43 protein-coding genes are annotated in these 25,312 nt (G+C 38.8%); 6 read left to right on the top strand and 37 right to left on the bottom strand.

The window, feature by feature from the left end; genetic code table 11:
- Positions 1-4 precede the first annotated feature (4 nt).
- The 28 genes from ACE1CI_RS14770 to ACE1CI_RS14635 form a co-directional block, all read right to left on the bottom strand.
- Entirely contained in the window at positions 5-1,087 is a 1,083-nt protein-coding gene (locus ACE1CI_RS14770; RefSeq protein ID WP_413261620.1) for a DNA cytosine methyltransferase, read from the bottom strand.
- Complete coding sequence (locus ACE1CI_RS14765; RefSeq protein ID WP_413261621.1) at positions 1,084-1,485, bottom strand: hypothetical protein; 402 nt, start codon at positions 1,483-1,485, stop codon at positions 1,084-1,086. Before ACE1CI_RS14765 ends, ACE1CI_RS14770 begins: the two co-directional genes overlap by 4 nt.
- The gene (locus tag ACE1CI_RS14760) at positions 1,472-2,461 is read right to left on the bottom strand and encodes an AcrVA2 family anti-CRISPR protein (RefSeq protein ID WP_413261622.1); all 990 of its coding nucleotides are present in this window, start codon (positions 2,459-2,461) and stop codon (positions 1,472-1,474) included. Before ACE1CI_RS14760 ends, ACE1CI_RS14765 begins: the two co-directional genes overlap by 14 nt.
- 60 nt (positions 2,462-2,521) lie before the next feature.
- Positions 2,522-2,764: a hypothetical protein gene (locus ACE1CI_RS14755; protein ID WP_413261623.1), complete on the bottom strand. Its 243-nt coding sequence runs from the start codon at positions 2,762-2,764 to the stop codon at positions 2,522-2,524.
- A gap of 9 nt (positions 2,765-2,773) precedes the next feature.
- The gene (locus tag ACE1CI_RS14750) at positions 2,774-3,112 is read right to left on the bottom strand and encodes a hypothetical protein (RefSeq protein ID WP_413261624.1); all 339 of its coding nucleotides are present in this window, start codon (positions 3,110-3,112) and stop codon (positions 2,774-2,776) included.
- A 47-nt stretch (positions 3,113-3,159) separates the two neighbouring features.
- Entirely contained in the window at positions 3,160-4,122 is a 963-nt protein-coding gene (locus ACE1CI_RS14745; RefSeq protein ID WP_413261625.1) for a DUF5895 domain-containing protein, read from the bottom strand.
- A gap of 121 nt (positions 4,123-4,243) precedes the next feature.
- Positions 4,244-4,705, bottom strand: a complete 462-nt coding sequence (locus tag ACE1CI_RS14740; RefSeq protein ID WP_413261626.1) for a hypothetical protein — start codon at positions 4,703-4,705, stop codon at positions 4,244-4,246.
- Between the two features lie 88 nt (positions 4,706-4,793).
- Positions 4,794-5,246 carry a hypothetical protein gene (locus ACE1CI_RS14735; protein WP_413261627.1) on the bottom strand — a complete coding sequence of 151 codons (453 nt, stop codon included), beginning with the start codon at positions 5,244-5,246 and terminating at the stop codon, positions 4,794-4,796.
- Between the two features lie 74 nt (positions 5,247-5,320).
- On the bottom strand, positions 5,321-5,521 hold the full coding sequence (locus ACE1CI_RS14730) for a hypothetical protein (protein ID WP_413261628.1): 201 nt from the start codon (positions 5,519-5,521) through the stop codon (positions 5,321-5,323).
- Positions 5,522-5,615: 94 nt separating this feature from the next.
- Complete coding sequence (locus ACE1CI_RS14725) at positions 5,616-6,035, bottom strand: hypothetical protein (RefSeq protein WP_413261629.1); 420 nt, start codon at positions 6,033-6,035, stop codon at positions 5,616-5,618.
- Entirely contained in the window at positions 6,013-6,378 is a 366-nt protein-coding gene (locus ACE1CI_RS14720) for a DUF6943 family protein (protein WP_413261630.1), read from the bottom strand. The genes ACE1CI_RS14725 and ACE1CI_RS14720 overlap by 23 nt, the downstream gene beginning before the upstream one ends.
- A gap of 40 nt (positions 6,379-6,418) precedes the next feature.
- On the bottom strand, positions 6,419-6,916 hold the full coding sequence (locus ACE1CI_RS14715) for an SLOG family protein (protein WP_496615481.1): 498 nt from the start codon (positions 6,914-6,916) through the stop codon (positions 6,419-6,421).
- 73 nt (positions 6,917-6,989) lie between these two features.
- Complete coding sequence (locus ACE1CI_RS14710; protein ID WP_496615480.1) at positions 6,990-7,304, bottom strand: hypothetical protein; 315 nt, start codon at positions 7,302-7,304, stop codon at positions 6,990-6,992.
- 41 nt (positions 7,305-7,345) lie between these two features.
- On the bottom strand, positions 7,346-7,723 hold the full coding sequence (locus ACE1CI_RS14705) for a hypothetical protein (RefSeq protein ID WP_413261633.1): 378 nt from the start codon (positions 7,721-7,723) through the stop codon (positions 7,346-7,348).
- A gap of 134 nt (positions 7,724-7,857) precedes the next feature.
- Entirely contained in the window at positions 7,858-8,397 is a 540-nt protein-coding gene (locus ACE1CI_RS14700) for a hypothetical protein (RefSeq protein ID WP_413261634.1), read from the bottom strand.
- A 140-nt stretch (positions 8,398-8,537) separates the two neighbouring features.
- Positions 8,538-8,795, bottom strand: a complete 258-nt coding sequence (locus ACE1CI_RS14695) for a hypothetical protein (protein WP_413261635.1) — start codon at positions 8,793-8,795, stop codon at positions 8,538-8,540.
- A 128-nt stretch (positions 8,796-8,923) separates the two neighbouring features.
- Positions 8,924-9,337: a hypothetical protein gene (locus tag ACE1CI_RS14690; protein WP_413261636.1), complete on the bottom strand. Its 414-nt coding sequence runs from the start codon at positions 9,335-9,337 to the stop codon at positions 8,924-8,926.
- Between the two features lie 165 nt (positions 9,338-9,502).
- Positions 9,503-9,862 carry a DUF4326 domain-containing protein gene (locus ACE1CI_RS14685; RefSeq protein ID WP_413261637.1) on the bottom strand — a complete coding sequence of 120 codons (360 nt, stop codon included), beginning with the start codon at positions 9,860-9,862 and terminating at the stop codon, positions 9,503-9,505.
- Positions 9,863-9,959: 97 nt separating this feature from the next.
- Complete coding sequence (locus ACE1CI_RS14680; protein WP_413261638.1) at positions 9,960-10,154, bottom strand: hypothetical protein; 195 nt, start codon at positions 10,152-10,154, stop codon at positions 9,960-9,962.
- Positions 10,155-10,270: 116 nt separating this feature from the next.
- The gene (locus tag ACE1CI_RS14675) at positions 10,271-10,930 is read right to left on the bottom strand and encodes a hypothetical protein (RefSeq protein WP_413261639.1); all 660 of its coding nucleotides are present in this window, start codon (positions 10,928-10,930) and stop codon (positions 10,271-10,273) included.
- 94 nt (positions 10,931-11,024) lie between these two features.
- Positions 11,025-11,294: a hypothetical protein gene (locus ACE1CI_RS14670; RefSeq protein WP_413261640.1), complete on the bottom strand. Its 270-nt coding sequence runs from the start codon at positions 11,292-11,294 to the stop codon at positions 11,025-11,027.
- 91 nt (positions 11,295-11,385) lie between these two features.
- Positions 11,386-11,640: a hypothetical protein gene (locus ACE1CI_RS14665; RefSeq protein WP_413261641.1), complete on the bottom strand. Its 255-nt coding sequence runs from the start codon at positions 11,638-11,640 to the stop codon at positions 11,386-11,388.
- 104 nt (positions 11,641-11,744) lie between these two features.
- The gene (locus ACE1CI_RS14660) at positions 11,745-11,984 is read right to left on the bottom strand and encodes a hypothetical protein (RefSeq protein WP_413261642.1); all 240 of its coding nucleotides are present in this window, start codon (positions 11,982-11,984) and stop codon (positions 11,745-11,747) included.
- A 115-nt stretch (positions 11,985-12,099) separates the two neighbouring features.
- Positions 12,100-12,483: a hypothetical protein gene (locus tag ACE1CI_RS14655; RefSeq protein WP_413261643.1), complete on the bottom strand. Its 384-nt coding sequence runs from the start codon at positions 12,481-12,483 to the stop codon at positions 12,100-12,102.
- A 120-nt stretch (positions 12,484-12,603) separates the two neighbouring features.
- Positions 12,604-12,963 (bottom strand): hypothetical protein, encoded by a 360-nt coding sequence (locus ACE1CI_RS14650; protein ID WP_413261644.1) that lies wholly within the window; start codon positions 12,961-12,963, stop codon positions 12,604-12,606.
- Positions 12,964-13,027: 64 nt separating this feature from the next.
- A complete protein-coding gene (locus ACE1CI_RS14645; RefSeq protein WP_413261645.1) occupies positions 13,028-13,222 on the bottom strand; it encodes a hypothetical protein in 195 nt (64 codons plus the stop codon).
- 50 nt (positions 13,223-13,272) lie between these two features.
- Positions 13,273-13,866 carry a hypothetical protein gene (locus ACE1CI_RS14640; protein WP_496615479.1) on the bottom strand — a complete coding sequence of 198 codons (594 nt, stop codon included), beginning with the start codon at positions 13,864-13,866 and terminating at the stop codon, positions 13,273-13,275.
- Positions 13,867-13,985: 119 nt separating this feature from the next.
- Positions 13,986-14,360 carry a Calx-beta domain-containing protein gene (locus ACE1CI_RS14635; RefSeq protein ID WP_496615478.1) on the bottom strand — a complete coding sequence of 125 codons (375 nt, stop codon included), beginning with the start codon at positions 14,358-14,360 and terminating at the stop codon, positions 13,986-13,988.
- 82 nt (positions 14,361-14,442) lie between these two features.
- Between ACE1CI_RS14635 and ACE1CI_RS14630 the strand changes: the two genes are divergently transcribed.
- From ACE1CI_RS14630 to ACE1CI_RS14605, 6 genes are all read left to right on the top strand, one after another.
- Positions 14,443-15,357, top strand: a complete 915-nt coding sequence (locus ACE1CI_RS14630) for a hypothetical protein (protein WP_496615477.1) — start codon at positions 14,443-14,445, stop codon at positions 15,355-15,357.
- Positions 15,358-15,410: 53 nt separating this feature from the next.
- Positions 15,411-16,193: a hypothetical protein gene (locus tag ACE1CI_RS14625; RefSeq protein WP_413261648.1), complete on the top strand. Its 783-nt coding sequence runs from the start codon at positions 15,411-15,413 to the stop codon at positions 16,191-16,193.
- A gap of 9 nt (positions 16,194-16,202) precedes the next feature.
- On the top strand, positions 16,203-16,406 hold the full coding sequence (locus tag ACE1CI_RS14620; RefSeq protein ID WP_413261649.1) for a hypothetical protein: 204 nt from the start codon (positions 16,203-16,205) through the stop codon (positions 16,404-16,406).
- A gap of 117 nt (positions 16,407-16,523) precedes the next feature.
- Positions 16,524-17,876, top strand: coding sequence for a hypothetical protein (locus ACE1CI_RS14615; RefSeq protein WP_413261650.1), 1,353 nt, complete (start codon positions 16,524-16,526; stop codon positions 17,874-17,876).
- On the top strand, positions 17,873-20,566 hold the full coding sequence (locus tag ACE1CI_RS14610; RefSeq protein WP_413261651.1) for a hypothetical protein: 2,694 nt from the start codon (positions 17,873-17,875) through the stop codon (positions 20,564-20,566). The genes ACE1CI_RS14615 and ACE1CI_RS14610 overlap by 4 nt, the downstream gene beginning before the upstream one ends.
- Before the next feature lie 110 nt (positions 20,567-20,676).
- On the top strand, positions 20,677-21,210 hold the full coding sequence (locus ACE1CI_RS14605; RefSeq protein ID WP_413261652.1) for an HU family DNA-binding protein: 534 nt from the start codon (positions 20,677-20,679) through the stop codon (positions 21,208-21,210).
- 166 nt (positions 21,211-21,376) lie between these two features.
- On the opposite strand, the gene ACE1CI_RS14600 is transcribed toward ACE1CI_RS14605, so the two are convergent.
- From ACE1CI_RS14600 to ACE1CI_RS14560, 9 genes are all read right to left on the bottom strand, one after another.
- Positions 21,377-21,880: a hypothetical protein gene (locus ACE1CI_RS14600; RefSeq protein ID WP_413261653.1), complete on the bottom strand. Its 504-nt coding sequence runs from the start codon at positions 21,878-21,880 to the stop codon at positions 21,377-21,379.
- 366 nt (positions 21,881-22,246) lie between these two features.
- Positions 22,247-22,648: a DUF6876 family protein gene (locus ACE1CI_RS14595; RefSeq protein ID WP_413261654.1), complete on the bottom strand. Its 402-nt coding sequence runs from the start codon at positions 22,646-22,648 to the stop codon at positions 22,247-22,249.
- Entirely contained in the window at positions 22,615-23,283 is a 669-nt protein-coding gene (locus ACE1CI_RS14590; protein WP_413261655.1) for a GIY-YIG nuclease family protein, read from the bottom strand. The genes ACE1CI_RS14595 and ACE1CI_RS14590 overlap by 34 nt, the downstream gene beginning before the upstream one ends.
- A 39-nt stretch (positions 23,284-23,322) precedes the next feature.
- Entirely contained in the window at positions 23,323-23,604 is a 282-nt protein-coding gene (locus tag ACE1CI_RS14585; protein WP_413261656.1) for a hypothetical protein, read from the bottom strand.
- Between the two features lie 6 nt (positions 23,605-23,610).
- Positions 23,611-23,964, bottom strand: coding sequence for a helix-turn-helix domain-containing protein (locus ACE1CI_RS14580; protein ID WP_413261657.1), 354 nt, complete (start codon positions 23,962-23,964; stop codon positions 23,611-23,613).
- A 267-nt stretch (positions 23,965-24,231) separates the two neighbouring features.
- Entirely contained in the window at positions 24,232-24,414 is a 183-nt protein-coding gene (locus ACE1CI_RS14575) for a hypothetical protein (RefSeq protein ID WP_413261659.1), read from the bottom strand.
- A gap of 38 nt (positions 24,415-24,452) precedes the next feature.
- Positions 24,453-24,740 carry a hypothetical protein gene (locus ACE1CI_RS14570; protein ID WP_413261660.1) on the bottom strand — a complete coding sequence of 96 codons (288 nt, stop codon included), beginning with the start codon at positions 24,738-24,740 and terminating at the stop codon, positions 24,453-24,455.
- Between the two features lie 58 nt (positions 24,741-24,798).
- Positions 24,799-25,071: a helix-turn-helix domain-containing protein gene (locus ACE1CI_RS14565; protein ID WP_413261661.1), complete on the bottom strand. Its 273-nt coding sequence runs from the start codon at positions 25,069-25,071 to the stop codon at positions 24,799-24,801.
- 60 nt (positions 25,072-25,131) lie between these two features.
- Positions 25,132-25,299: a hypothetical protein gene (locus tag ACE1CI_RS14560; RefSeq protein WP_413261662.1), complete on the bottom strand. Its 168-nt coding sequence runs from the start codon at positions 25,297-25,299 to the stop codon at positions 25,132-25,134.
- Positions 25,300-25,312 lie beyond the last annotated feature (13 nt).

Here is a 25,312-nt window from a genome sequence, read left to right as displayed (position 1 = left end):
GCGATTAAATTGCCATAACCTGAATAATGGACGAAGCGATCGCTTTTGCTAATAAAGGTGGAACTGAATTACCAAGTTGTCGAAATCCACACAAAATTGTGGGATGAAATCGAAACCAATCAGGAAAAGAATGTAATCGCGCACCTTCTCTAACGGTGATGCACCGGGGCTGATGTGGATGAATTGGTCTGGGTGCGGTATGGTTTCCTCGAAGTCTCCCAGTTCCCGCTCTCAAAGTTGGTGCAAGTCCAAAGGGATTCAGTTTGTGAAAACGGCTAACTGGCTCAAGCTGACCAGGTGGAGTTTTGGCAAATCGAAACACCGATTCAGGGGAGTGTTGACAACGTTTGCTGTTGGTTAACAGATTTGGGTTGTATGTTCTGGCACTATCCCATCGCAGAGATGCAGCATAAGTGCCTTCTTTAGTAAACCAATCGGTTTCAATCCAATCTCGCTCCCACAATTCGGGGTAGTTGCTGACTTCTGGTAAATCTGCTAGAGCATCCCATACAGTTGGCGCTGTTTTGGTGTCAGGTGGCGGGTAAATTGGTAAATCGAATCCACGTTTACATCCCATCAAAAACAACCGCTTGCGATTTTGCGGTACTCCATAATCGGCAGCATTGAGAATGACAGGCTCATGAACTACATAACCCGCATTTCTAAATTGGTTAATTACCTCATCCAAGTACCACCGATGTTTTGATGACAGCAGCCCCGGTACATTTTCCATCAGAAAGTAACTGGTATCAAGCTCGATCGCTATTCTGGCAAACTCAAAAATCAACTCGCTGCGCTCATCATCCAGTTGCCGCTTACCGATGAGTGAGAAACTTTGACATGGTGGCCCACCTGCTACAAGGTCTATCGGTCGAGAGCTAATTCCAGCGATTTTTGTTAAGGAAGCTGCGGTCAGTTCAGTTATGTCATGGCATACCGTTGGGCAATCAGGAAAGTTTAGTTTGTGGGTTTGGCAATTGATGCGTTCGCAATCCACTGCTGCAATTAAATCAAATCCTGCTTGTTCCAGACCGAGCGATAACCCCCCGGCTCCACAAAACAAATCGATCGCTGTTGGTCTACTCATACTGGAATTGCCCGCTCAAGTAATCTAATCTTGGTTGGTGGCAACGAATTTTCTTGTCCAAATCCCTTAAACTTTGGCGATTTAAACGATTCTGATGCTGATAATAATTCCCTGGATAATTCTGTTTTATGACAAGTTTCATCACTGAATTGATTTGATTCAATTCTTTCGACAAACCAACCCCCTTTTTTGGTGAATAAAATTATTTGGTTAATCCCCAGTTGACAAATTTCAGGAAGTAATAAAATTTTATATGCTTCAATAATTGCCAGTTCCTTTTCGGCATCTCTATGTTTAAGATTGGTCACAAAGATATCAGCCTCTCCATGTAATAATTCGGAATTGTCAGATAACAAGCGTTGTTTTAATTCTGCCCAGAATTGTCTAGGTTTCAACATATTTTTGACCAACTAAATGCGGTTCTATCCAGATGGTTTTGATATGCGATCGACCTGCCCCCACTCGTTGACTTCTCCAATGCCCTCGTCGCTCATGTTGCACTGGTGATTTGCGGTTTGGATGTGTAAATGAATTATTGGTTTTTTCAGGAATAGTTGCTGTTTTTGGTTGGTAATTCCATCCAATCCATCTGGGATTTTGAGCGCGATTAGAACTGGTTGAAAAACTTTTAAATCCTACTCCACTTGGCGTTGATTCTTTGGGAGTGTAAATCTGTAACCACAGTAAACATTGAATGGCGATCGATAACAATTTATTAATAAATTCTTCTTCCGAACCCGAAAGCGAACTTTCTCGGTAAGGCAACTTTTTCTCGTTTGTTCTCTCTAACGAACACCCAGAAAAATACAGCGTTGCATCCCCAACTGCTGTGAATATTTGTAACATATCTTCTGGATAAGTATTAAATATTCGTTGTGGTTTTTGTAGTTGAATTGTGGAAACTTCGTCTTTGAGCCGATGGGCAAATATTATCCAATTTACCGAGTATCCATCGGGTGACTTAATCATTCCTGATGGGAAAAATATTGTGCCGTACTGATGCGAACGCTTCATCCCCATCACATCTGGTAAATCAGTCTTTAAAAAAGCTGATAATAGGTTGCTATTTAACCAATAACAAGGGAATGTTGTGGCACAATTTTCGACTATTTCTCTGAGTAAAATGCTACCGTTTAGTGTGGTGTAATCCATAGCAGCGATTGGTACATTATCGGCTGATATTAGATTAAATGCCATCTCAGTTAACAAGCTCGTATAACTCACATAACCTTTGGGATTGTGGAAACTTCGCTTGTTTAATTCCTGAAAATACCATGACTCACCAGCTAGTTTTTTTAATGCGTTCACCAACTGCTTTTGGTCTGGGTTGTTAAGTAAATCTGTTAAATCTAATTCCACTAATTGAGGTTGCATAAGCTAAAAAAAATCCCAATTATCAGTTTTATTGTAACTGATAATCGAGATGTTAATAGATTAATTTACTTGTTGAAATTCACAGCATTTTCCAGTTCGTTCTCCCATGCGTGAGTAAATCGAATTGTCGATCGTGCCATCATCCATACAAGCATCAGATAAAGCTAATTCAATCTCGCAAGCACCATCTTCAACACTGATTGAATCGGCGGCATATTTGCAGCATTTATAACAATTGGATTCTAACCAAATATGGTATTCTGTACCATTGGAAAACGGAGTAATTCTTGAAGTTGTAGTCATTATTTCACCTCAAAATAACGATAATTGTTCGTAGCGGTCGTCACCATCAGACTGTTTTTTGATTACTTGAAGGATGGCAGATTTGGCTTCTTTCAATCTGCTTTTAAAAAAGCCATCATCATCAAAATCTGGATGGATTTCTAGACACCAACTGTAAAGCGCACCATTGCATACAGCGTCCATACAAACCTCACCTGGCGCTGTACCAAATTGCCAAGAACCAACTTTTCCACAAGGTTCTAATTCGCAGAAATTATCGGCATCGCCGCAGTAGACAAATCCTAAATCTAGTAATGCTTGGGCTTGTTCTAATTCATCGGAACTTAACCAACAGGGGAAATTAGTCATTGTTCCTCCAACGAAAAGACCCAGGAAAATTCCTGAGTCTTCTAACACTAAGCTTTCTTGTTCAGCAAATTAACTTTGGCTGGTGGTAATTGCGGCGCATCCACTTCATCATCTGATGGCAAAGCAGACTTGGTAGGTTCCGAGATGCCACTTAACGCAAATCCAGCCGCATTCATATCGAACAATTCCCAAACAGCAGTCTTTTTGTCTTTGCTTCCCAAAAACCAAGTTTGCAGATTTTCGATCGCAGGTTGGTCATATTTCTCGACTTTGCAGCAATAGGATTTTTCAGTTCCCTCACCTTCTTTGATGCCTTTGAAAGTGCATTGAAACACAACCAGACTGCGCCAGCGATCGTTCTTGCCACTAGCCCGCAGTCCAGTAAATTTAGAGAATGCTAACTCAGCAGCGGAATAATATTCATCAAGAGCGTCTGTGAGACTCCACAAAGCGACATTTTTGAATGCAATTCGGATTGGTCGCTGATGTAAGAATTCATTGCGATCGGAGAGGAACATCACCAAATGATCGCTAACAGCATCCATGATTTTCTTATCAAGCAGATGCTTGTTTTCTTCGTACCAACCGATCGCAGTTAATGCCAAACTCACATCAGCCTTATGTTTGAGCAAACTTTCTTCTTTCTTGTAACGAATGTAAGGCTCAATTCGTCCCAGAACTATAAATTTGGCTGAAGTCAAAAATACACCTTTCTCTTTGCCGCCAGCTAAGTCTAGTTCAACCAACTCCGGTGTACCAATCCAACCAGCTTTGCTGAGATTCTTTTCGGGAATGAATAGACCTGCTGGATTGTCGTTAATGACAATTCCATAAGTGAGTCGGGGAACTCGTGGAGAATTGAATTCTTCATCCAGCAATTCTGGATCGATGTCAAATTCAGATGCCACATTAATTTCAGGATTAATCGTTTCAGCTTGAGCAGTGTTTTCAGGAGTTTCAGAATTCATCGTTTCAGTTTGAGCAGTGTTTTCAGATTTTCTAGTTGCCATGTTGATTCATTGATAAAAAAAGTCAAAGTGAAAAAGCGAAGCATCAGGTGAAGTTAGAGTAATAGTTGTTGTTGGCTCTCTTCATGCCATAGGCGCAACCATTACCTTAAAACCTCTTTCTCTAAATTGGTAAATTCAAATCGATATCTACCAACGGGAATGTGCTTTGTTTAATTAGCGATCGCATCCGTTCACCCAACCCTGGTTTGCCATTCTTCCCAGAAAATGAGTAATCAAACCATTGATTATCCGATTCCGTTGAGTCAAAGCTAATAGTTGTCAGAATTTCAAATAGTTGATGCGATCGCTTATATATTTCCCGACGATATTGAATCCAAGGATAAAGTGAATTTGTAGTTCCTGAATTCAGAACTGCATAACACCAATCTCCTTGGTGGTCAAGGAAAGTTAATTGAATCCAATCCTGGGCAGGTAAATGAGGGAATGGTTGACCGAAAACTGGTTCAGATGCCCAGAGAATAATTACTTGCATCTGGCGACCAATTTCGATTAATTGATTGGTTTGAGATTCTTTGTAAATTATTCCAACTTTTCGGTTAAACCGATATCTTTGTAGTTTCATTTCCAGGCGCAAGTAAATAACCAAAATCTAAAAGCGAAGCATTAATGCCAAGAAACAGATAACCGTTTCTGGCATTATATCGCTGAATTTATTTGATATAAACAGACAGATTTGGAGAGAAATAAGCTGTCTTTTCTAGCTGGGTGTTGTACTGCTTTTTCAATCTAGAAACATAACGAGACGATAGCAACTTTTCTCGTTTAGTCTCCAAGGATGCGATCGCTTCTTTAAGCCGCTCAATTTCTGCATCAATTTGTTCTAATTCAACAGCATACTTTTGAGCCAGTTGAGCAATGGCAGCTTGAATATCTGCATCCAACCGAGCTAAAGTAGCGTCATCTTTATGGTTGCAGAGTTTCTTTCGCATTACCAAAACAATTCTATTGTGGGAATCTTGGTAAACGATGCGATTATTGACGGTACAGGAATCAGCAATTTTCAAAGCTTCGCAGATGGCATCGGGCATCAGCATCTCGATTTCCTGTTGTAATTTACTCTGCACAATTCGCAAATCCACTAACTTTTTGAGTGCTTCATTCATGGTAAGTTATAAACAGCAATGGTCTTTTTTAAAAACTACAACTAGACTGGCTAGCCACCAGTCTTTTTTATTGGTTAATTGTGATTAACAGAAAGCAATGATTGAATCGTTTTTGTGTCAAACTCAATCAAACCTTTAACGCTTTGTTGAAAGAGTTTGAACTTGGCGATCGCGTACTCTGAATCAACAAAACCAGTACGCTGCAAAAATTCAGAATAATCCATATTCCAGTAAGCTGAAGCTAACGCTGATAACACTTGCTCTAATTCAGGCATCTTTAATCACTGAAAAACAACCAACACCCAAAAGCGAAAGCACCAGTAACAAATAACTTGCTTTGCTACTGGTGATAGAATCAGTTGAATAACGCTATTGTGCTTCTAGTTGTTTCAACAATTGCAATAGCACAACGCCAGTAGAAACAGTATTGTATTCAGTTGGTGTGAGTTGATTTGGTAAGCGCAGTAAATAAGTGTCGGAACTTGTGCGATCGCATTGTTCAATGAGTCCATGCTGGAGAGCTTTTTGTGAGAGATTAGCAATCCGGGAATGGATATGGCTAGTAATTACTTTGCGTTGTTGTTTCATAGATGCGGATGGGTAGTATAACCGACGATTACGGTTATTAATTTGTTGAAGACAGCTAACTACAAAACCTTTATTCTTCAAGACTTTGATTGTGGATGAAACGTCTGATTCAGCTTGACATTTACCGAAAACATCTGCCAAAGAATCAGCGATCTCTTGAAGAGAAATACCAGGCGATTCAATAATCAACGAAAGTGTCATTAATTGATTTTCCGTTAGTTTTACTGATTTGTACATAGCGAGATGATTCTCTATGTTGGCGAGATAGTTGATTAAAGAAACTGCGAATATCGCTGATTCGGAGGTTTTTGAAGTTGGTTGTACCGATCGCTCTTTGATGCCAAATTCCTGTGTTGTAGAGATGTACACACAAATAAAATCCATAATCAGGCAAGATTTTGGCAGGACATTGTATGCCAGTTAGGTAAGGTTGAAATTCTTTAACTGGTTTACCAATATTTTTGTCACCTTTGTTAATCAGCCAAAAATCTGCTTGCTTGAAATTGTTTCTGACAACCCAGTTAAATAAAGATGTGTTTTCCATTTGCTTTCGGGGAATGAACCAAACCCCAAAAGCGGAAGCATTAGAACAAACTTAATTGTTCAGCAGGTTCAATGAGTTTGAATTTGTGTGATTGCGGATTATAAATGACGACAGGGCGATAATGAGCGATCGCCATATCAACAGTTAATTTGGTTCCGCCATCATTGCGCCCATCGTAAACAGCTAAACAGAGACTCGATCGCTTAATCATGTACAGATTTCGTGCTTGCATAACACCTTTTGAGTATTTGGGATAAAGCACTATTTTCTTGGTAGCAAAACTGAGTAATTGATGATATTGACGTTGTTGCGATCGCTTCCAAAGTTCAGTTTGGTCAGCGCAAGGAATCACCGCAGTCCATTTAAGTTTTCTGTTGATGAGAAGTTTGGCAAATAATTGATCTGCTCCTAGAACCATGCCCACCAAAAACTCAGTTGTTTTCTGCTCTAAAGCTAAATCAATCAAATTATTCATGCCTTTATACCATTGAGTTGTAAAATTCTCAATGTAGCGATGACCTGTGAATGCAGTTAACATTGTTTGTACTCCCAACTAATTTAATTCCCAGAGTAGGAGTTAACAAAAAGCCACTCCTACCTGATTTCTTTGCTTAAACTTGTTCCTTAATCTCCTGAACTAACTTGAGCGCTGAATCAATTACTTTCTGGGTGAATTTGATTCGCGCTTCTTGATCGATAACTGAATTGTTGAGATTATTTAATTGATATTGTGCAGAAAGCAGTGAATTATAAAGCATCGCACATTTGTTCTGTAATTCAGATGGCTTCTCATAAGGCGAAACTTCCATTAAATCTTCAAGTTCAGGCTCATACTCTGGTCGTTCAATTCCGTGAGCTTCAACCCATTGTCTAATCCGCATATACTGATAAAACCTAAAAACAACCAACTTCAAAAAGCGAAGCATTAGATAAAAAATTCCCCATCAAGTGATGAGGTATTTTTAATTTAGATTTGAGTTATAAGCCATTCAATACAACGCTTGATTAACTCACAATGTTGGCGATCGCTTACATAAACTAAAGTAACAAATTTATGTTTCTTGTAAGCTTCAGCTAATTGCATCAGATATGTAAAGTAATATCCAGTAACTTTGCCAAATAGCTGAATTTCACCTGCTTTGTACTTGGGTAAATATTTCTGGATTTCTGCCCAAAACTCAAGTCTGGTTTTCTCTATATTACTGTTGTATTTGTAAACAGGTGAAGAATACAAGATGCGATCGCCATAATGCTCATCAACATGAAATATAGTATCAGTTATCCGAAAACAAACTTTTTCAATGGTGTTAAACTGTTCTACATCAAATTGTTGAATCGTAATCATAGTCAATCTCTCAAAACACATCAATCCCTAATCGCGAAGCGGCAACAATCTATCGCTATGTATGACTTCGATATGATGCAGAATATTTAATAAATAATCCCCCAAACCCCTTGAGTAGATTTGGAGGAAATTATTTAATGGATTGGTAAGTAACCTTTGCTTTGATTCAGCTTCCAAAATACGATCGAGAATCTTTCAGCAGTTAATATCTTTGGAACTGAATGAAGAACCTTACAATTAAACTGAATAATATCGCCATCATCAAGTTTATATTGGTTTTGTTCTTCATCACCATAACCAAAAACACAGCGACCGAGATTTACACTTCTAGAGATCGGTATGGCATAACTATGATCTCGATGTGGTTTGATAGAGCCATTACTACTAATCCCAGATTTGCTGCCATGAAAGGTTAGCAAACCAATATTACAGCCGGGATAGATTCGTTGGCTGAATTTGGTAATGCGATCGTCAGAATATCCTTTAGTTATTTCGCCTGTTTTCAAATTACACTGATGGAATAACCAAAGTTGATATCTGCCATCAACATAACTGCTTTTATCGAGAGTCATTTGATTTATGCGATCGCCACACCATTGCCGTAAATCTTCAATGTTGGTTCTGACTTGACCAACTAATTTAATTTCGTCAGAATAGCCATACTTGATTCCCATCGACCTTACCTCAAAAACACATCAATCTCATATCGCGAAGCGCCCAAGGCTATTGCTATTAATGTTTGTTGGCGTAGCCTGCGCGTAGCGCGTAATGCACAAAAAATAATCCCCAACATTTCTGCTGAGGATGATTAATGTTAGAATTCACAATCGCTTACAAACCAACTACGATCGCTATAGTCTGGATACATAATTAAACAGTCGTAATGTTCATTTGTTTCAGTAACTTCTTGTTTAGCTGCTTTGATTGCTTCACCTAAATCAAGAAATGCAAGCGATTGATATCCAGTTTCCAGCCAATACTGCCAAGCTGGAATTAATTCAGTATCGTCATCATTCCAGATTGTTGTTTGCCAGAAATGAACCGGAATAGATTCTAATTCAATTGTCAACATAAACAAATTCTCAAAAACACCAACTTCAATTGGCGATAGCTGCGACAATTTATCGCTATAAAAGTTTGGCAATTAACCAACAGCTTAAAAAAAAGAACCCCAGCATTTCTGCCGAGGTTCTTTCTTATCTAGAATCCAATATTATCGCTGAAATCAGACTCTTCAGGGAATTGATTGCGATCGTTGCGATTATTTGCACGACCATTCGCATAATAGTTGTTACGGAGATTCAATACTTCGTGAACTTCATAGCCGAGGGATTTAATGTATTCCATCAACTGTTGAAAGTTCATGTTCTGAACTTCATGCTTCAACCATTCAGGCTCAAATACCTTTTGATAGAGTTTCAAGCCTTTCACATCACCTTTATGCTCAACTTTGAATTGTGTCCAAGCGATAATCCGCAACGCATCCCGCAGTTGAGATGCTTGCTTATTTTCTTTGGTAGGAATAGAAATGGTGATAGCAGGTTTAGAAGGTTGAGCAGGTTGAGCAGATTCAGCAGATTCAGCAGGTTTAGAAGCTTGAGAGTTAGCAGTCATATTGAAATTCTGAAAAACATCATCTCCCTTCCGCGATAGCGGCGACAATCTATCGCTATAAAACCAATAAATGCGTGGCGATAAGTTGAATGGTATAAAGTGCGATCGCTACAAACCAGTAGCTTCAAAAATAAAACCCCAACAATTTCTGCTGAGGTAAAAACATTAATATCCTTGGCTAATCATCCATTTGACACAACGAATTATCACATCACCATGACATGGCAATGGATGACACCAGCAAGTTAATGTGATGCGATCGCCTTTTTTGATTTGATCGCAAATCCACAACAATTCTTCAACTGCTGGATTCAAATTACCAATCTGTTGCCAAGATTTGATTTGTTGCCAAAGCCACTGACGATAAAGTTCAATGACTTGATGGCGCTTCAAAGTTGATTCGCCAATTACATAAGGATTAGCTAATGGGCTTTTAGGTAACTTGTAAGCATGGTTTCGTCTACCAATATAGATTTTGTCTTGACCAACAAAACCTGTTTTCCTGCCATCAGATAACAACAGCATCAACTAAACTTAAACTCATCAATCCCAATTCGCGTAGCGTCAATGGCTAAAAAAATAAACCCAAATCTTTTTAGATTCAGGTTTATTTTAGCGGCTATCAAGAAATACCTAACATTTCTTTGACGCGATCGATGGACATATCCTCAGCTTCATCTAAACTGGGAATATTAGAATCATCTGCTATTACTTGATTTGTATCAGTATTAATGACATAATAACAATATTCAGTTTCTCTTCTCAAATCAATTTCAATGACAAGAGTTGAACTAAATTGAATTTGCTTAACTAACATAGCAGCCATCCTCAAAAAACATCAATTCTCTTACGCGATAGCGTCCAGATTTATCGCTTGCACAAGTTCTTGCCACCAAAATAAAAACCCCAATATTGCTATTGAGGCTAATTCAACTAAACTGGTTTTTTGAATTGATATGGCAAAAACTCACAGCGATCGCCATCTTCATCTTGCACATCATAAAGCCAACAGAAAACATTTCCGTGTTGTTTCAGCTTTTTATCCAAAACCAAAACTTCACCTTCATCTGTTAGATACCTTTGGTTTATCTGAATTGGTGTACCATCTTTGCAGATTGGGATTTCGCATCGATAGTAATCCCAACCATGTTCAGGATTACAGTATTGCTCAATTCCATCTGACATACAGCTATATTTGTGCATTGCTTCAGATTGAGCATAAATAACTCTGGTTTTCTGTACCCGACTGATGTTTTCAGCAGTTCCGATGCTTTTACCATCCCAAATTGCCAAACCGTAATCTGCGATCGAACACATGAACTTATCTCGATCGCGGTAATTACCTGAAACGCCAACACAAGCATAACCAGCTGTATTTCTCGGTTTACCATTGCCAGCAAATAAAGCATAATAAACTTTGACAGAATGGTAATTGAGAGACTTTAAGTAATTCAGAACTAAGCTATCAACGCCTGGGGCATCACCAACGATTACATTAAATCCTAATTCAATGATGCGGTTGATGGATGCGATCGATAAAGCTGGCAATTCTTTGATAGACCGACTACCAGAAATTATTACTGTTTTGGACATAGTTAAAGTGAACTCATCAATTCCTTTTCGCGTAGCGGCGACAATCTGTTGTACAAAATTAAACCCCAGTCAAAGAAACTGAGGTTAATTATGATTAAATTTGTGCTAGAAGCTGACCAACTTTTTCGTAATCTTCATCTCTGTTATCTTCGTAAAAGCCATAGCCACGCCCTACATATTTACCAGAAATGAAGATTATGCAATCATGGCGATAAAGACGAAACAAATCACCTAAAACTGGTTGGATATATTCTCTCTCGTACTTAAGTTTAGCGTTGAGACGAGAGAAACTATTTTCGGTGGGTTTATTGCGATCGGGTTCAGGATTACCCGAATTATATTTGGGCAAAATTCTGATTGGCATAACAATCCTTAAAAAACATCAATTCCATTCCGCGAAGCGGCGTTAATCTCAAAAAATTAACCCCAGCTTGTTAGGGCTGAGGTTGTTGCGATTAATCGATTAATAGAGCAGAGCCATGTTTGACTATTGTTTCGATCGCATGACTAGTAATTTGTTGGATGCGATTTGCTGGCATTGCTCCAAAGTGAATTCGATTGATGCGGTGTTCATCAGATGAGAAATCAGATGCTCTGTTGTAAATTTCTTGCAGCAGAGGCAAATGATTCAAATCCAAGGTAATTGGTGTTGATTTGATGTCTAAGTAGCAGTTTAGCAAAGCAACTAGATCTCTACATTCAATCAGCATAATTATTCATTAACTCATCAATCCCAATTCGCGTAGCGTCTTTGTGGTTAAAAAAATAAACCGATCGCACATATTGAAGTGCGATCGGTTATTTAAACTAAGACTTACTGCGGCAAAACTTCAGAACTAACTACATAGAGAAATTGTCCAACAAAAACAGTTTTTACAGTTGAATCTATAACTCTTGCGAGTTGAGCAATTTCCAATAATTCCGAAAAAGATTGTGATTCAAATACAACATAACTTGTATCCACGTAAGGAGGATTTAAGCGATCGATAATTTCTTGCATGACCAAAATCCAAAAAAACATCAATCCCATACCGCGAAGCGGCAATAATCTCAAAAAATCAACCCCAGCTTGTTAGGGCTGAGGTTGTTGCAATGCGAGATTATTGTTTCAATTGATGTGCTATTCTGTTTTCTTTTGTGCTGGGGGAAGTAAACTAATTGGTTCTTTTCTAGTGGCTAAAGTTAACCGCTCTTTTCCAATGTTCGTGGCAACCACTGTTAAAATCAGTGTAGGTTTTCCTCAAAACTTTTCGACATTCAGAAACCCGATAATATTCTTCCCAAGCACTACCGTTCGCTGGTGGAATTGGGCTAGCAGCACACAGCAGATAATAGTATGGGTATTCTGTACGGACGCTTAACTCAATTGGTCTGCATCCTTGAACAAAAGTATTAATGTTTGGGTCTTTTAAAGGAGACAGATGTAACAGAAATCCCTTTCGTCCATTCAAATAAACATCAGCGATCGCATCTACTTGATAATCTTTACCCCATTTAGCTGGTAGTAGATTTGCTGCATCTGGATCGAATATTGTTGTTACAATTGATGGCATGATTTAATTCCTTTTGTTTAAAGTTCCAGTAATAATCTCCAATCATTCTCTTGTCTCCTTAACGAAAGATGTAGAATAACGCTATTTGCTATTTGGCAATAACAAATAACGTTATTGATGCTATTTGAGTTGAATTAACTCAACAACAGATTCAGCAGATAAACCACGAACTTTGATTTCCAGTGGGAATTTCTGAACCCGCTTAGATTTACGTGGAACATCTTCATCACGATTAAAGTAACCATTGTGGTTGATTAGCCAGGGTTTGAATTTGTTGATTTCGGAAGGCGATCGCAATCCAATGTAAGTGATGAATGAGAGAAACCCTGAACTTTGATCTTCGGATTCCTGCCAATTAAAGGCATTGTTAAAAGTGCCGACTATTGTGATGCGATCGCTCAAAGTTACAACAACGTAATTGCCATGAGGTGAAGATTGAATTACCTTACCTTCGATGCCAGCAAAGTTGATAGTTTCCATGTTATTCTAAAGGTAGAAGGTTGAGAGTGTGGTCAGAGAACGTCCATTCCCTGACCATTAATTGTTACTGTTCGTTGTAGCTATCAATCCATTCAATCCGATCGCCGTTGAATTTAATCATTCTTTTCAAACGATCTCGGCAAATCACAATCAAATTGCCATTAAACATAGAATGAACACCTTTGATGCGTTTTTCCAGTTTAATGGCATTGATTTGTTCCACAGTTAAGGGAATTTGATTGTTTGCAGATTTGTTCACTTTTAGAAGAAAGAAAAACACCAAATTCCAAAAGCGAAGCATCAGTTTAATTATCTGTTAAGCCAGTATTTAGGAGTTGTACCAGGTTTAATCGGTGGAAAAGTGAAACCTTTGGGGACTGGATTTAAGTAAACAGAGAAAGTTTCACCTGCGACACCACCTTCTGAGACATAGAGATAAAGTGGGCGATCGTCCGTTTTCAAAGGTTGGTCAAGAATTAAAACAAATTCCTGACCTTGTTGAATACTGACAGCATTGAATTGGCCTCGACCAAGGAAGTTCTTTAGGTCAGATAATCTGATAGATTCATCTAACTTTTCATCAACAACATATCTTCGGGTTACGTCAACACCATCGATAGAAATTTCCGCAAATGGATAAAGTCTAATACTTTCTACATATCCAGGTCTAGCATAAAGATTGTTGTTTTCCGGTTTGAGTTTAGGGATAAATCCTTGAATTTCTAAGGCTTTGTAAAATTCAGACACATTATCGTAACTGAAAGCCAATCCCACAAGTTCCAAGCCAGGATTAGCGCCTAGTATACCTCTAGGAAAGGCGATCGATACAGAATGTACATCACCAAAATTCTGCGGAATCACACATTTCCATAAAGTTACATCAAGGTCATAATCAAAGTGCATTTGCTTTAAATCAATTCCAGGTTTGGTAAATTCTAAATTAAAACAAAGTCCGTCCTGGTGTGTTCGTTTGACGTAATCACTCTGACTACAGACATTAATAATTTTGTTGGGTTCTGGATTTATTGGATCGGTTGTAACATTTGTGGAATCTTGAATAACGCCACAACACAAGTAGCGATCGCACCCTTAATCGCCCCAATAATTTCACCGAATGACAGATTTACTCGTTCGATAGGTTCAGCAATTCCATCATCAATGATTCCAATATCAACAATTTTCTCACCTGTTTCACCGTCAGCCCAGGTGACAGTTACCGTTGCATTTTTGTAGTCTTTACCTACAGTTGCGCGTCCAGTTTTTGTGCTAGATGCTAATTTTATTTGGACTGTAACTGTACCAATTCCGTTACCTGAACGAATTAAAGTTACAGGAAATGTGGTGGTTCCATTTTCTGCTACTTCAAAGGTTTCTCTTGTGAAATTAATCTGATCCATGACGTTTTTTTAAATCGATTAAACTATTATAAATCTGCCAAAAATGTCGGGTATAATTGACGGGAGTTATTCGGGAATAGATATGGATAAAATAAGTTTTGCTTCCGAAACCTTCGAGCTACACGAAAGCGGGAAAATAACTTATCCAGTTACCTTAATTAGAGAAGGTGAAGGGATAGGTGCTGTAAAAGCAGAAATCAAATTAACATCCAGTACTCGCAAAGGTAGAGCAACAATATCAAAGGACTATGAATTGCCATCGGTTACAGTTAGTTGGGCCGATCGGGATAAAGAGCCAAAAATAGCTGATTTAAAAATAATTCAGGATCGCGATGATATTGAAGGTATAGAAAGAATTAATCTATCCTTTGGCACAATTACAAATGGCGTGAAGGGATCGATTACAACAGCGATCGCCATCATCCAAACAAGTAGTGAAGAAACCTTAACTTCAATACCTGCTCATCAATGGGTGGGAACATCATTGCAATTCCAAAACCCTGACAGGAGTTGGGGAGAATTAGTCAACCTGAAAGGCGATAAGGGCGACAAAGGCGATAAGGGCGATCGAGGCGATCGAGGCGATCGAGGCGACCCTGGCAATAGTGGTAGTGGTAGTGGTGTCAGTGGGAGTGAAAAAATCTTATTTGCAGAAACCACCCTATTACCATTAACGTCGGGGTTCTTAGATTTGGAAAATCCTTTGTTAACAATTCACAGGATTTCTGTGTCAAGTCCTGCCAGGATTAGAGGATATCTAACTTCAGAAACTAGGGAATCCGATCGGGGAAGACCAACATACCTGTTACCAGTGAATAGTGAATACAACAACCCAGGAATTTTGTTCGATTTAGTGTTAGGCGTTAATGGAAAATCAAATTTAGATTTCCGCCTTTGTCCTCAAGTGCTAGCTTCCAAACAAAAATTGTTTCTCAATATTGAAAACCATCTTGATAGCCCTGCTAAATTTAATTTAGCAATGGTTGGTCTAGAATAATTAAAGCAAAGAATTAGACCAGAATTCATTCAAATTAATCAAAAGGAGAGAGTATGCCAATCCAATTTAAGGAACAAATAATTGCTGATACATGGAATGCAGATAAATTCCGCGCCGCCTTGGTATCAAGATTAATTTCAGTGGGATTTAGTCAAGTAGGGGGAGCCGGAAATGATTTGATATTTAGTGTGAAAGCTCCCAATAGTTCAACGACAAAAGAATCAGCTAATTTGCGGGTATTGGTGGAACAATCAAGCGGAACTAATATCAAAACTCAGGTCTGGCAAGGAGACGGAGTTAATGGAAATACTTTAGTAAATCCTGCCAGTGTGATGACTGACCCACACAACACCACAAATAACATTGGATATGGGGCATCAGAATCATTTCCAATTAAATTTGTTTCGCTATCATCACCTGAAGTAAAAGCAGTTCTGTGGCAGCGCAGTGATAACCTTCAGGGTTTAGGAAATGCTGGTTTTATTTTCCCATCTAAAAAGAGTCAGTGGTGGCCGGAAACTTCATTATTTGCATTTGCCTCAGCCAATAGCGATCTGAATGGATTGCGCTGTTTACCGGGAAATTCTTATGGCCCAGGACACGCAGATTTTTCCTGTTTCCCGGAAGGATTCCCCAACAATGTAAATTTTGGCGGCACTAGGGATTTAATCAAACGCATCATTATCTGTAAAGACGGCGGTGTAGCGGCGGAAACTAGCCCAGATATCGGTGTTTTAGCCGCAGGTGGAATGGGTCAATTAGCTCAACACGAAATCAACGGCGAAGTCTGGATAAATGTTCGCAATGGCAGATCGATCGCTTTTAGAATTGCTTAAGGATAAATCATGGAATTTCAAACCGAAGTTGTTTTTTCTGGTGTGAACAATACCAAAGCTAGTCCACCGATCGAAAAACCATCAAATCACTGGGATAATTGGGATTATAAAGCTCTCTGGGGTCAACCATTAAGAGAAACCATTGGTTCACCACCAGGAACTTCCACTGCTACCAGATATCCATATCCACACGGACAAATTTATCCCAGGTAGCCCAATCGATTTTGGATTTTCGATTTTAGATTTTAGATTTTTAATCACGATCGAAAATTCAAAATCCAAATGAGGCGACTGAAGTTTTTATCGCTTTTTATTTAAGCCAATAAAATTATGAGTCAATATGATTATTTACGAAATAGAATCCAAAACAATGTATGGTTAGGAAAAGATGTTTTAAACATTTCTGACCAAGTATTTTCGGTAATTAATAGCCCTAGAGATTGGTTTTATAATCTACCCCCAATCAAATTTATTTTAGAATCAGAAAATTCGCCACTTGCTCAACTTAAAGATTTTCTGGATGAAGCATCTGATGTACCGGGAATAATTCGAGATTGTGGCTTAATATTTTTAGAGACAGCTTACGGAATTAACCAAGGGTATAACAGCAAAGTTCACGCCAATGCTCAAAGTGCAGCGGCGGCTCAGGCGATCGCCATAATGCGAACAACAGAGCGAGAAATTTCGCTTTATAACGGAGCAGTGACCGCGCATAATGAAGCTTTAAATTTACCAATGTTATCGCAAAATATTGATGCTATATCCGCTCAAATGGCAGCAGTTGGACAAATTGCTTATACCGGAATTCAACAAATAAATTCCTGGCAAGAACAGATGATTAATCAGATTTCTAATCTCATCAATCAATTAAGGACGCAATTAGAAAACTTAACTGGTTCAGCGCGGTCTAAAGTGCAGCGAAAATTAACTAAATTAACTAAAATCAATCAATCGATGCTATCGGGAACTAATAATCAATCAATCCAACTTTCTGCATTTAGTTCAGCAGCAATTGTACCAATAGCAGTAGGTGGCTTGGCTACAGTTGGGGGTGCGATCGGTGTTGTAAGTGCGATCGCCTCATTTTTACTCTCAGGAATGTTCCTCAAAGCAATTACAGACTTTCCGGCTCAATTACTTGGTGGTTTAGTTCAGGCAACAACATCGATCGTACTCAAATTCTTTGGTAGTTCAGGAGCATCAGCCGTCCGATATTTAGCAGCAGCCGCCCTCAAAACCGCCGCAGATGTTTTACCAGTTATGTTTAATCCCACCGGGATGTTTGGTGGTGCTTGGACTGTACTTGCAGCTTATGCACCATTTATCATAATTGCGGCGATCGTTATCATCTTGGCAATTAAATCAACTAATACCGAAGTCGGCCCAATCCTTTATGTTTTTGGTTGTGGTCACAACGACCAACCTGATATGGTTTTTGCTAGTCACAGAAGAGATATCAAGAAATTTACTATTAAACAAGTTCTCGCTAATTTGCGCTCGGAATTAACCCAAGAATCTGGGCGTAATTACAGAGAGATTTATGGATTTTCTTTGAATGAATTTAATGAAGTTAAATTATGTTTAAATTTGTTAGAGCGAGAGCCAAAAACTGAAAATTCTGAAGTAGGCAAAGCACTTTTCGCCAGTAGATTCGCTCCCTTTATAGAGGAATTTGCCTTATGAAGACTGAATTTAAAAACATTCGCATTGTCGAAGATGGCAGTATAGGAGAAATCAAAACCCTATCTGAATTTTCTGTATTTGATTGTTACGCAAAAAAATGGTCAGAAAAACCACCAGTAATTTTCCGTAACATTATGCTTTGTGGTTTGTATCCCAACAAAGATTTTTGTATGGGCGAAATCAGAGATACCGAAAAAGATTACCGTCGGTTAAATCCATTTAAACCAGAAGGTGATGATAAAGGCTGGTTTCTTGATTTAGCTTCTGGTGCTAGAACTAATGGTAGATTTACATTTGCCAGGGATACAACGATCGGTAAACTCTATTACGGAGAACCAGATAAAGACCAATGGAAACGCATCATTTACGGTTCCATTATGCACACTGGTTGCAAAAAACTTGTGTATAAACAGATGAAATATATTGTTGTTGATGATGAAGCCAAAAACGAGAATGGCAATCCCCAAGATGACCCAGTAAATCAATTTCATTGGCGTACAGGTGATTCTCATGCCAAGGCTAGTGGCGCTTTGATGAACTTGCTGGAAATTACTAGAAATGATGATGGAAGTGCGATCGATGGTGAAATTCCCATCCAGTTCAGAGCAGCGTTACCTTCACGCAATGGTCAGCCAGGTTGGGTAGGCAAGGGAACAGTTTCTTATAATCCCCATTGTGATGAAAAGGGAATCGATTTAGTCATCCCTTTAAGTTCGTTGAAAGGAAACAAACCTGAGTTAGGGAATTATGAAGGCAAGTTATTGATTGGTACAGTATTTGAAGCTGAAGAACGCCGCACTAAACTGGGGTGGATGATTTGGCAATGGTTTGCTTTTAAGACACTTGAGGACGATCGCATTATTTCTAAATTACATGAAAGATGCCAAAAGTTAAGTGCTGCTTTTAATTCAATTCAAAACTTAGCCGAAATCTTACAAGTTGACCATAAAGAAGAAGATAAACTGCTACAAGAAACTAGTGAACCAGTAGAAACTGATGATTACAAATCTCCAGTTTTACGAATCATCAAAGCTGATAAAAAAGGTGTTTTGTTGCTACATCCTTACGTTATAGAACGAGTCAGAGATGGCATCAAAGAAATGTGGCTAAATTTAGCTAAATCTTGTGGTGTTCGCTTTTATAGTTTGATGGCACAACCCGATGAAAATTTAGCTCATTATCATGTTGTTCAACCAGATGGCACCATAGTTGGTCGCAAAGTTTTTTGTGCTGGCAGTTTACCGGAAGGTGAATACATTGTTTACTGCAACCCGATGAGACATTGGGGTGATATTCAACTTTGGGAAAACAAACATGAAGGCATTTACCAGGGAGCGATCGGTACAATGGCTGCACCTAAATTACTTTTACTTAGTTTAGGTCGTGATACCGATGGTGATTTTATTCAACTAATCAAATCAGATAAGTATCCAAACATCAGGGATGCGATCGCACAATTCGACAAACCCCCAACCGTTGCCAAGTTTCCCAAAGTCGCGCTATCTGGAAATCTTCAACAAATTGCCGTGCGTAGTATGACTGACTTAACTGGTGTGGTCGCGTCACTTCTGGGCAGAGCCAGGGCTGCCAATGCTGAACAGGTAGTACTGAAAATTCCCCCAGGTGGCGAACAGAAAACCGAAAAGGAAATGCGAGTGATTGAGTTTCTGTCTCAGGAACTTCAAATCGCTGTTGATTCCCTGAAATCTGCCTACCCAAATAATGAAGCTGGTTTAGATGCTGTAAAAAAATTCTTGGATGGAATAAAAGCCGAAGCACCTTGGCTGAAAGATTTTAAGGATGAGAGTTGTTACAGAAATCGTCCCTGCGCGGTAGACGAAGATGCCCAGGATACAGTTTCACGTATCGTCAAGATAGTTAACAGCTATTATCGTGAACCTTCTTTTGGTGCGCCCATTTCACCCAGAGATTTTCTTTCAGTGCTTTTTGGTGATACACCTCATGCCCCGGAACAGTACGAACACGCGATGAAAGAACGTGCCAGGTATCGGACCCAAATGGCAGCAGCCAGTAACTTAGCGGCTAAACAGGCTGGTGGTGATGCGGGGTTAGCTGGTCAACTGCGATCGCAATACATGAAACAAGTTTCGGCTAACTTCCGCGCCATTAAAGAAACGATTTTTGAAATCCCTGATGCTAATGGTCAGAAGTACGATCGCTTTTCCTGGGTCAGTGCATATTGGAAAGCGGCGCATGAAGCGGAAACTGGTAGTGCAGGTTTGGTGTTTTCCACATTTGTTGATGAGATAATTGAAAAACTGGAAAATGCTGAAGATAAAGATGTGGAAGTTATTGAAGTTTACAGTATTCAGAAAACTGCTACTTTTGATTTGTGGAAAACTAAACGTTGGACTGGGCAATTAGTTCAGTATCAAGCAATTTACGAACCTTTAAACGTAGATTCTTTTGGCAATCCCGGTAATTACAAGTTAACGATTCATATCCGCAGTACAAAAGTGGCAATGGATTTCTACAGATTAGGCATTGTCGGTGATAAATATATCGGCAAAGTCTCGGTTGGTCAAACTGGTGTGATGAGGTTGTGTACGCATCGCACTATTGATGGCGAAAATAAATCAGCTAAACTTTTTTCGGTTGATACCACTTATGAAGAAGCACAAGAACAACTAGCGACAAATTTCTGGAAAGAAGAGTGGCCTGCTAGTTAATTCAAAATAGTTGAGAATTTTCAGAATATTTTTCCAAATTAATCCTGATTAATCTTGTAAATCCTTTAATCCTGGTCAATAATTAAACTACAGGATAAGAGGTAAAAATAATGAATCAAATTGAGTACATTCAAAACGCAACCGGATACAATGCTCCCACTATTACAGGAGTATTAGATTCCTTTTTCAAGTTTGTTGAAGTTGCCTTACGTCAGGGAGAAGAAGTACGCTTAGAAAAGTTTGGCAAGTTTAATTTTAAAGATACTCCGCCTCGGACAGGTCGTAATCCCAGAACAGGTGAAGAAATTGAAATTGCTGCTAAACGCCGACCTGACTTTAAATTTTCCAAATCTTTTATTGCTGCTGTTCAACCAGAAGAATTACCATTAACAACTGCTCAACCCGAAGCAGCAAAATTACCACCACCAATTCCCCCGGAATTACTAGCTGAAACTGTTGCCAATAAATCAGAGCAGCAGCGCACTTGGTTTATGAGTGTTGACGGCAAATCTATTGAAGTGAACGAGTCCGAACTAATCTCAAAAGGCGTAAATCCAAATACACCATTATGGAGCTTAAGCACTGGTTGGAAATTAGCCAAAGATTTACCGGAACTCAATTATTTATTCGCCACTGCTGCTTAATTCTCTCAATAGACGCTAATTCCCTCTCACCTCACCTGCTTTCATGATTAGGTGAGGTATTTGTTAGGGCTGTTGTTTACTGAACAAAAAAACGGAGCCGCTCTATTTCGTTGCTCCGCTAATTATGAGATGAACTTCGTCGATTGGAGAACACTGACCAGTACTTCTAAGTTTGCGTTAATAAACCTTGAGCATAAACTGTTTCGCCATCGGCTGATGTACCCATAATAAACAGTCCGGTGTAGGGATCGCCTTCAGCATCTTCTACATAGCAAACTTTGGGTTCGGAAAGTTGCTTAAATGCTGAATACAGTTGGACATAATATTCAACTGCTTCGGCTGGTAAAAGTAGTTGAGCGATCGCCGCAGTCCCATCCATTACAGATGGCGCTGTATTTGTTAGTTCTTCTAAACTTCTGACTACCAATGGCCCAAAAACTTCATCCAATGTCTTTGTAGCTATTCTTCGTTCTGGCGCTTTATATCCTTCTGTTTGTGTTGCCTTTCTTCTGGCTGACGCATCTAAAGAAAGAATTTTCTTTTCATCAAGCACTCCTTTTGTCCGCTTGATTGCTAATGGTGAATCTGATTCACTTTCGCCCCAATAGTTATAGTCTGATATCACTGCTTTTAGCAGTTTTGTTGCTACGCTGCCCGTTAATGTCGTCATAATTTTTTCTAGAATTTGCCGATTTAATTATATCAGCTAAATTTCTCGTGTACCTGAGATAAAAATAAATTTTCTTTTTCGTAAATTAACCAATATTTGATTTCAATAAATTTGTAAACTGAGGGATTGTCTCAAGTTAAAAGTCAGTAATTCTGTTTGACTGAAAACTTCAAACTATCCTTGAGAACTCGATCTAGATTTGATAACAGAATTTGCTATCTTGCTACTGGTAATGAGATTGAGAATACCGCTATTGCATTTTAGATATGCTGAGAGCGATATTGAATAGTGATTGACTAGTGACTAATAAATGTATGTGCTGTGTTAGCGATCGCTTTTGAAAATGCGATCGCTCTATTTCAAAGATTAACGTTCACTTGGTAAAAGTAAAACTCTGTTTTCCAAGTAGAGTGTGATTAATTGTAGAGGAAAATCAGTGTATTCGATCTGCTGAGTAACTGCTGGTTTAACACCTGGAGAAGGTGTATCCTCCCAACAAGTTAAAACCGCTTTGTTTTCTGGGTTGGGTTTGATGAAATTGTGTTCGTTACCGACAACTAGTAACCACAATTGGAAGTCTCGCAGTCTGGGATTTTGGCGCAGTGTTGGTTGATAGGATGCGATCGCATCCAGTAACCAGTAGGCTTCTGCATTGTCAGCTAAGAATTTGATACCATCTGTGTATTGAAATCCTAACCAATGTTTGTAGTAGTTATCAGTTCCGGTGAAGTGACTTAACTGAGATTTGAGTTGTTTTGCTGATAGCATTGAAATTGATTGAAAACATCAATCTCAAAAAGCGAAGCATTTGATCCAGAAAAATTGTTGATGAATTCAATAGCGGTTGGCGTTAATTCAAACCATTCACCCTGCCGTCGATGCAGTTTAAACTTTTGGTGAAGACAAGTTTCAACAGCGATCGCATCATGACAACGAATCAACGTAACTATTGTTAAAGGTTGGCTATTCATGTTTTGAAGTTGACGGAGACGGCGATCGATATTAGTTGTTCGACCAATCTTGTACAGATTACTGTGTCCGGCGCGAATCACATAAACAATACCATCACGGGCATTAAGTCTTGGTCGTGATGGTAAGTCACAGTTGGTAATTTGATTAATGCGTTGCTGATTCAAGTGAATAGCGATCGCACCGCTTAACAGCTTCTCTGGTTCTGTGGGATAAGTGATTTGGAGGAGTTCAAGATTTTTCAGTAATTCCAGAGAGTGTTTGATTTCAGGTATTTGGTGGTTAACCAAATCAGAAAGCGATCGCACACTGGTAAGAATTGGATTCTGCTGTTTATTGATTAATTCAGACAACAAACAACAAGCGAGATGGTCACAATAAACCACATCTAAATCAACTCTTACCAGATATTTATACCAGGATTGCGGTAGCATTTTATCAACAGAAAGCAGCAAATCCTAAAAGCGAAAGCATTATTGTTTTTTGTTGATAGCTGTATAAACCATGCGACAAATCAATTCATCATTGAATGCCCGATCAAGTTGTTGAATAGCCTTGGTTAATTCAGCATAACTATTTTCAGTTTGTTGAGACATAATCTGATAGCAACTCTCTTGTTGGTTAACTGCGTTTTTTTGGCTGTTGATAAAATGTGAGTAAGATTGTTCCAAATGTATTTTCAATTCCTGAAATTTATCGTTAGCTAAAGCGATTTCTTGCATTGCCAAATTCATTTGTTTAGTTGATTCGTTCATTTCGGTTTAATCTCCATCAGTTACACTCAAGTCAATATAAACTGGAAACATAGCCTTACTCAAATCAAGCGGTTGTGGTTCAGTTTGTTGGCGAATCTGTTCAATCCAGTCCACATCGATATTGAACAAATCACAGAAACTTTGAATAAATTTATCGTAGTGGCGATCGCGTACATCAAGGCGTTCGCGTAGCGTCTCCGCAGGAGAATCGTTCTCGATTTTCGATAATTCAACAAAACTAAACTCGCTGCCAATTTTGGCTGATAACAACATCGCTAATTCCCTTTGGCTTAGACCTTGGTTTCTTCTGGCAGCAATGATAATTCTGCCTAAAGTTATTGAACAGATTTGATTTGACATTAATTAAAGGCGGTAGCGAACCGCCAAATACGCTATTTAAGGTTTTGATATTCAGCCCAGGATAAAGCTTTATAAAAAGGATGTGCGAGTCTAAACTCGTCTATCTTTTGGTTCCAGGTTGCTTGATTCATATAAGGCTGACGAGTCAATGTAGCGCAATTACATTCTTCGTTGTAGCAAGTGAATCTAGGAATACTTTCAAAAAATCCTGTATAGTCAAACACGACTAAATGATCGTCTGATTTCATCGTTAGTGAATCGCTCCAATTAATTAGATTTAAAACCAGGGCATTGCCAAATCTTTGAGGGATTGCTAACATCTTTCCCGTATTCTTCCGGGTGATAACATTCCCAAGCATAATCATCACCATGTTCATTTTTGGCAGGATAGGTGTGAAAGAACTTACATTGAGAACCGACTGAATTTTGCCAAGATTTCGGTTTCTTCATGATAAGAGAGCGGTAGCGAACCGCCCAAATCTCGCTAACTAACCTTCATAATCGATCCGGTATTGATTGCCTTCTGGGATAAACTCAGAATCGACTTCTTGACGACCAACATTGACGCGAAAGGTTTCAACAGGTTTGGTATCTTTGGCTTTTCTGTATTCCGATCGCACAGCTTCCCGACATTTATCTTGCATTATTTGAATACAACCATCTTCGTCCTCATCTTCATCAATGTTTGCCCAGAGCGAACAACCAATAACAACAGAATTGTAGTTTCCCAAATTAAACTTGCGTTCGTAGTTAACACCAATTGCTTTAATTCTCATTTTTCCTACCAAAAACCAAAACCTAAAAGCGAAGCATTAGTATTGATTACGCTTATCTTTAAAACCGATAATCAATACCATCAGAGAATTTGATTTGAATTGATGCACCACAAGCTTTGAGAAATTGGCTCACGTCGTCAAATGAGGATTGATGGGTTTGATTTTCAATTTTGGCAACCCACGATTGAGAAACACCCAGTTTATCTGCCAACTGTTTTTGAGTTAATTTGGCAGAAATTCTGGCGTGCTTCAAGATTTCCGATAATTCAACTTGTCGAGTTTCTTCGTTGTCTGGAATCAACGAGTCTAAATGTTGAAGAACGTCTGACATTTATGTAACCTCAGTATCATTTATTTCTGGGAGATTTACGCATTAACTGACCTCACCCAATCACAAAGATTCGCGATCGTAGTATTCACTATCATTAAATTCCAATTGTTTAATGATGTAATTACCAGGAATTAAATTTAATTCTGCTTGAGCATAGCAATCTGCATCTTCAGCAGAATAAAATCCATCTTGAATTAAATTTCCATTCATTTCAAATAAGCCAAACATAAAATCCCTCAAC

This window comes from Floridaenema flaviceps BLCC-F50 (assembly GCF_041929275.2).
GTDB lineage: Bacteria > Cyanobacteriota > Cyanobacteriia > Cyanobacteriales > Aerosakkonemataceae > Floridanema > Floridanema flaviceps.
Note: the sequence above shows the minus strand (reverse complement) of the source record. Positions and strands in the feature narration are given on the sequence as shown.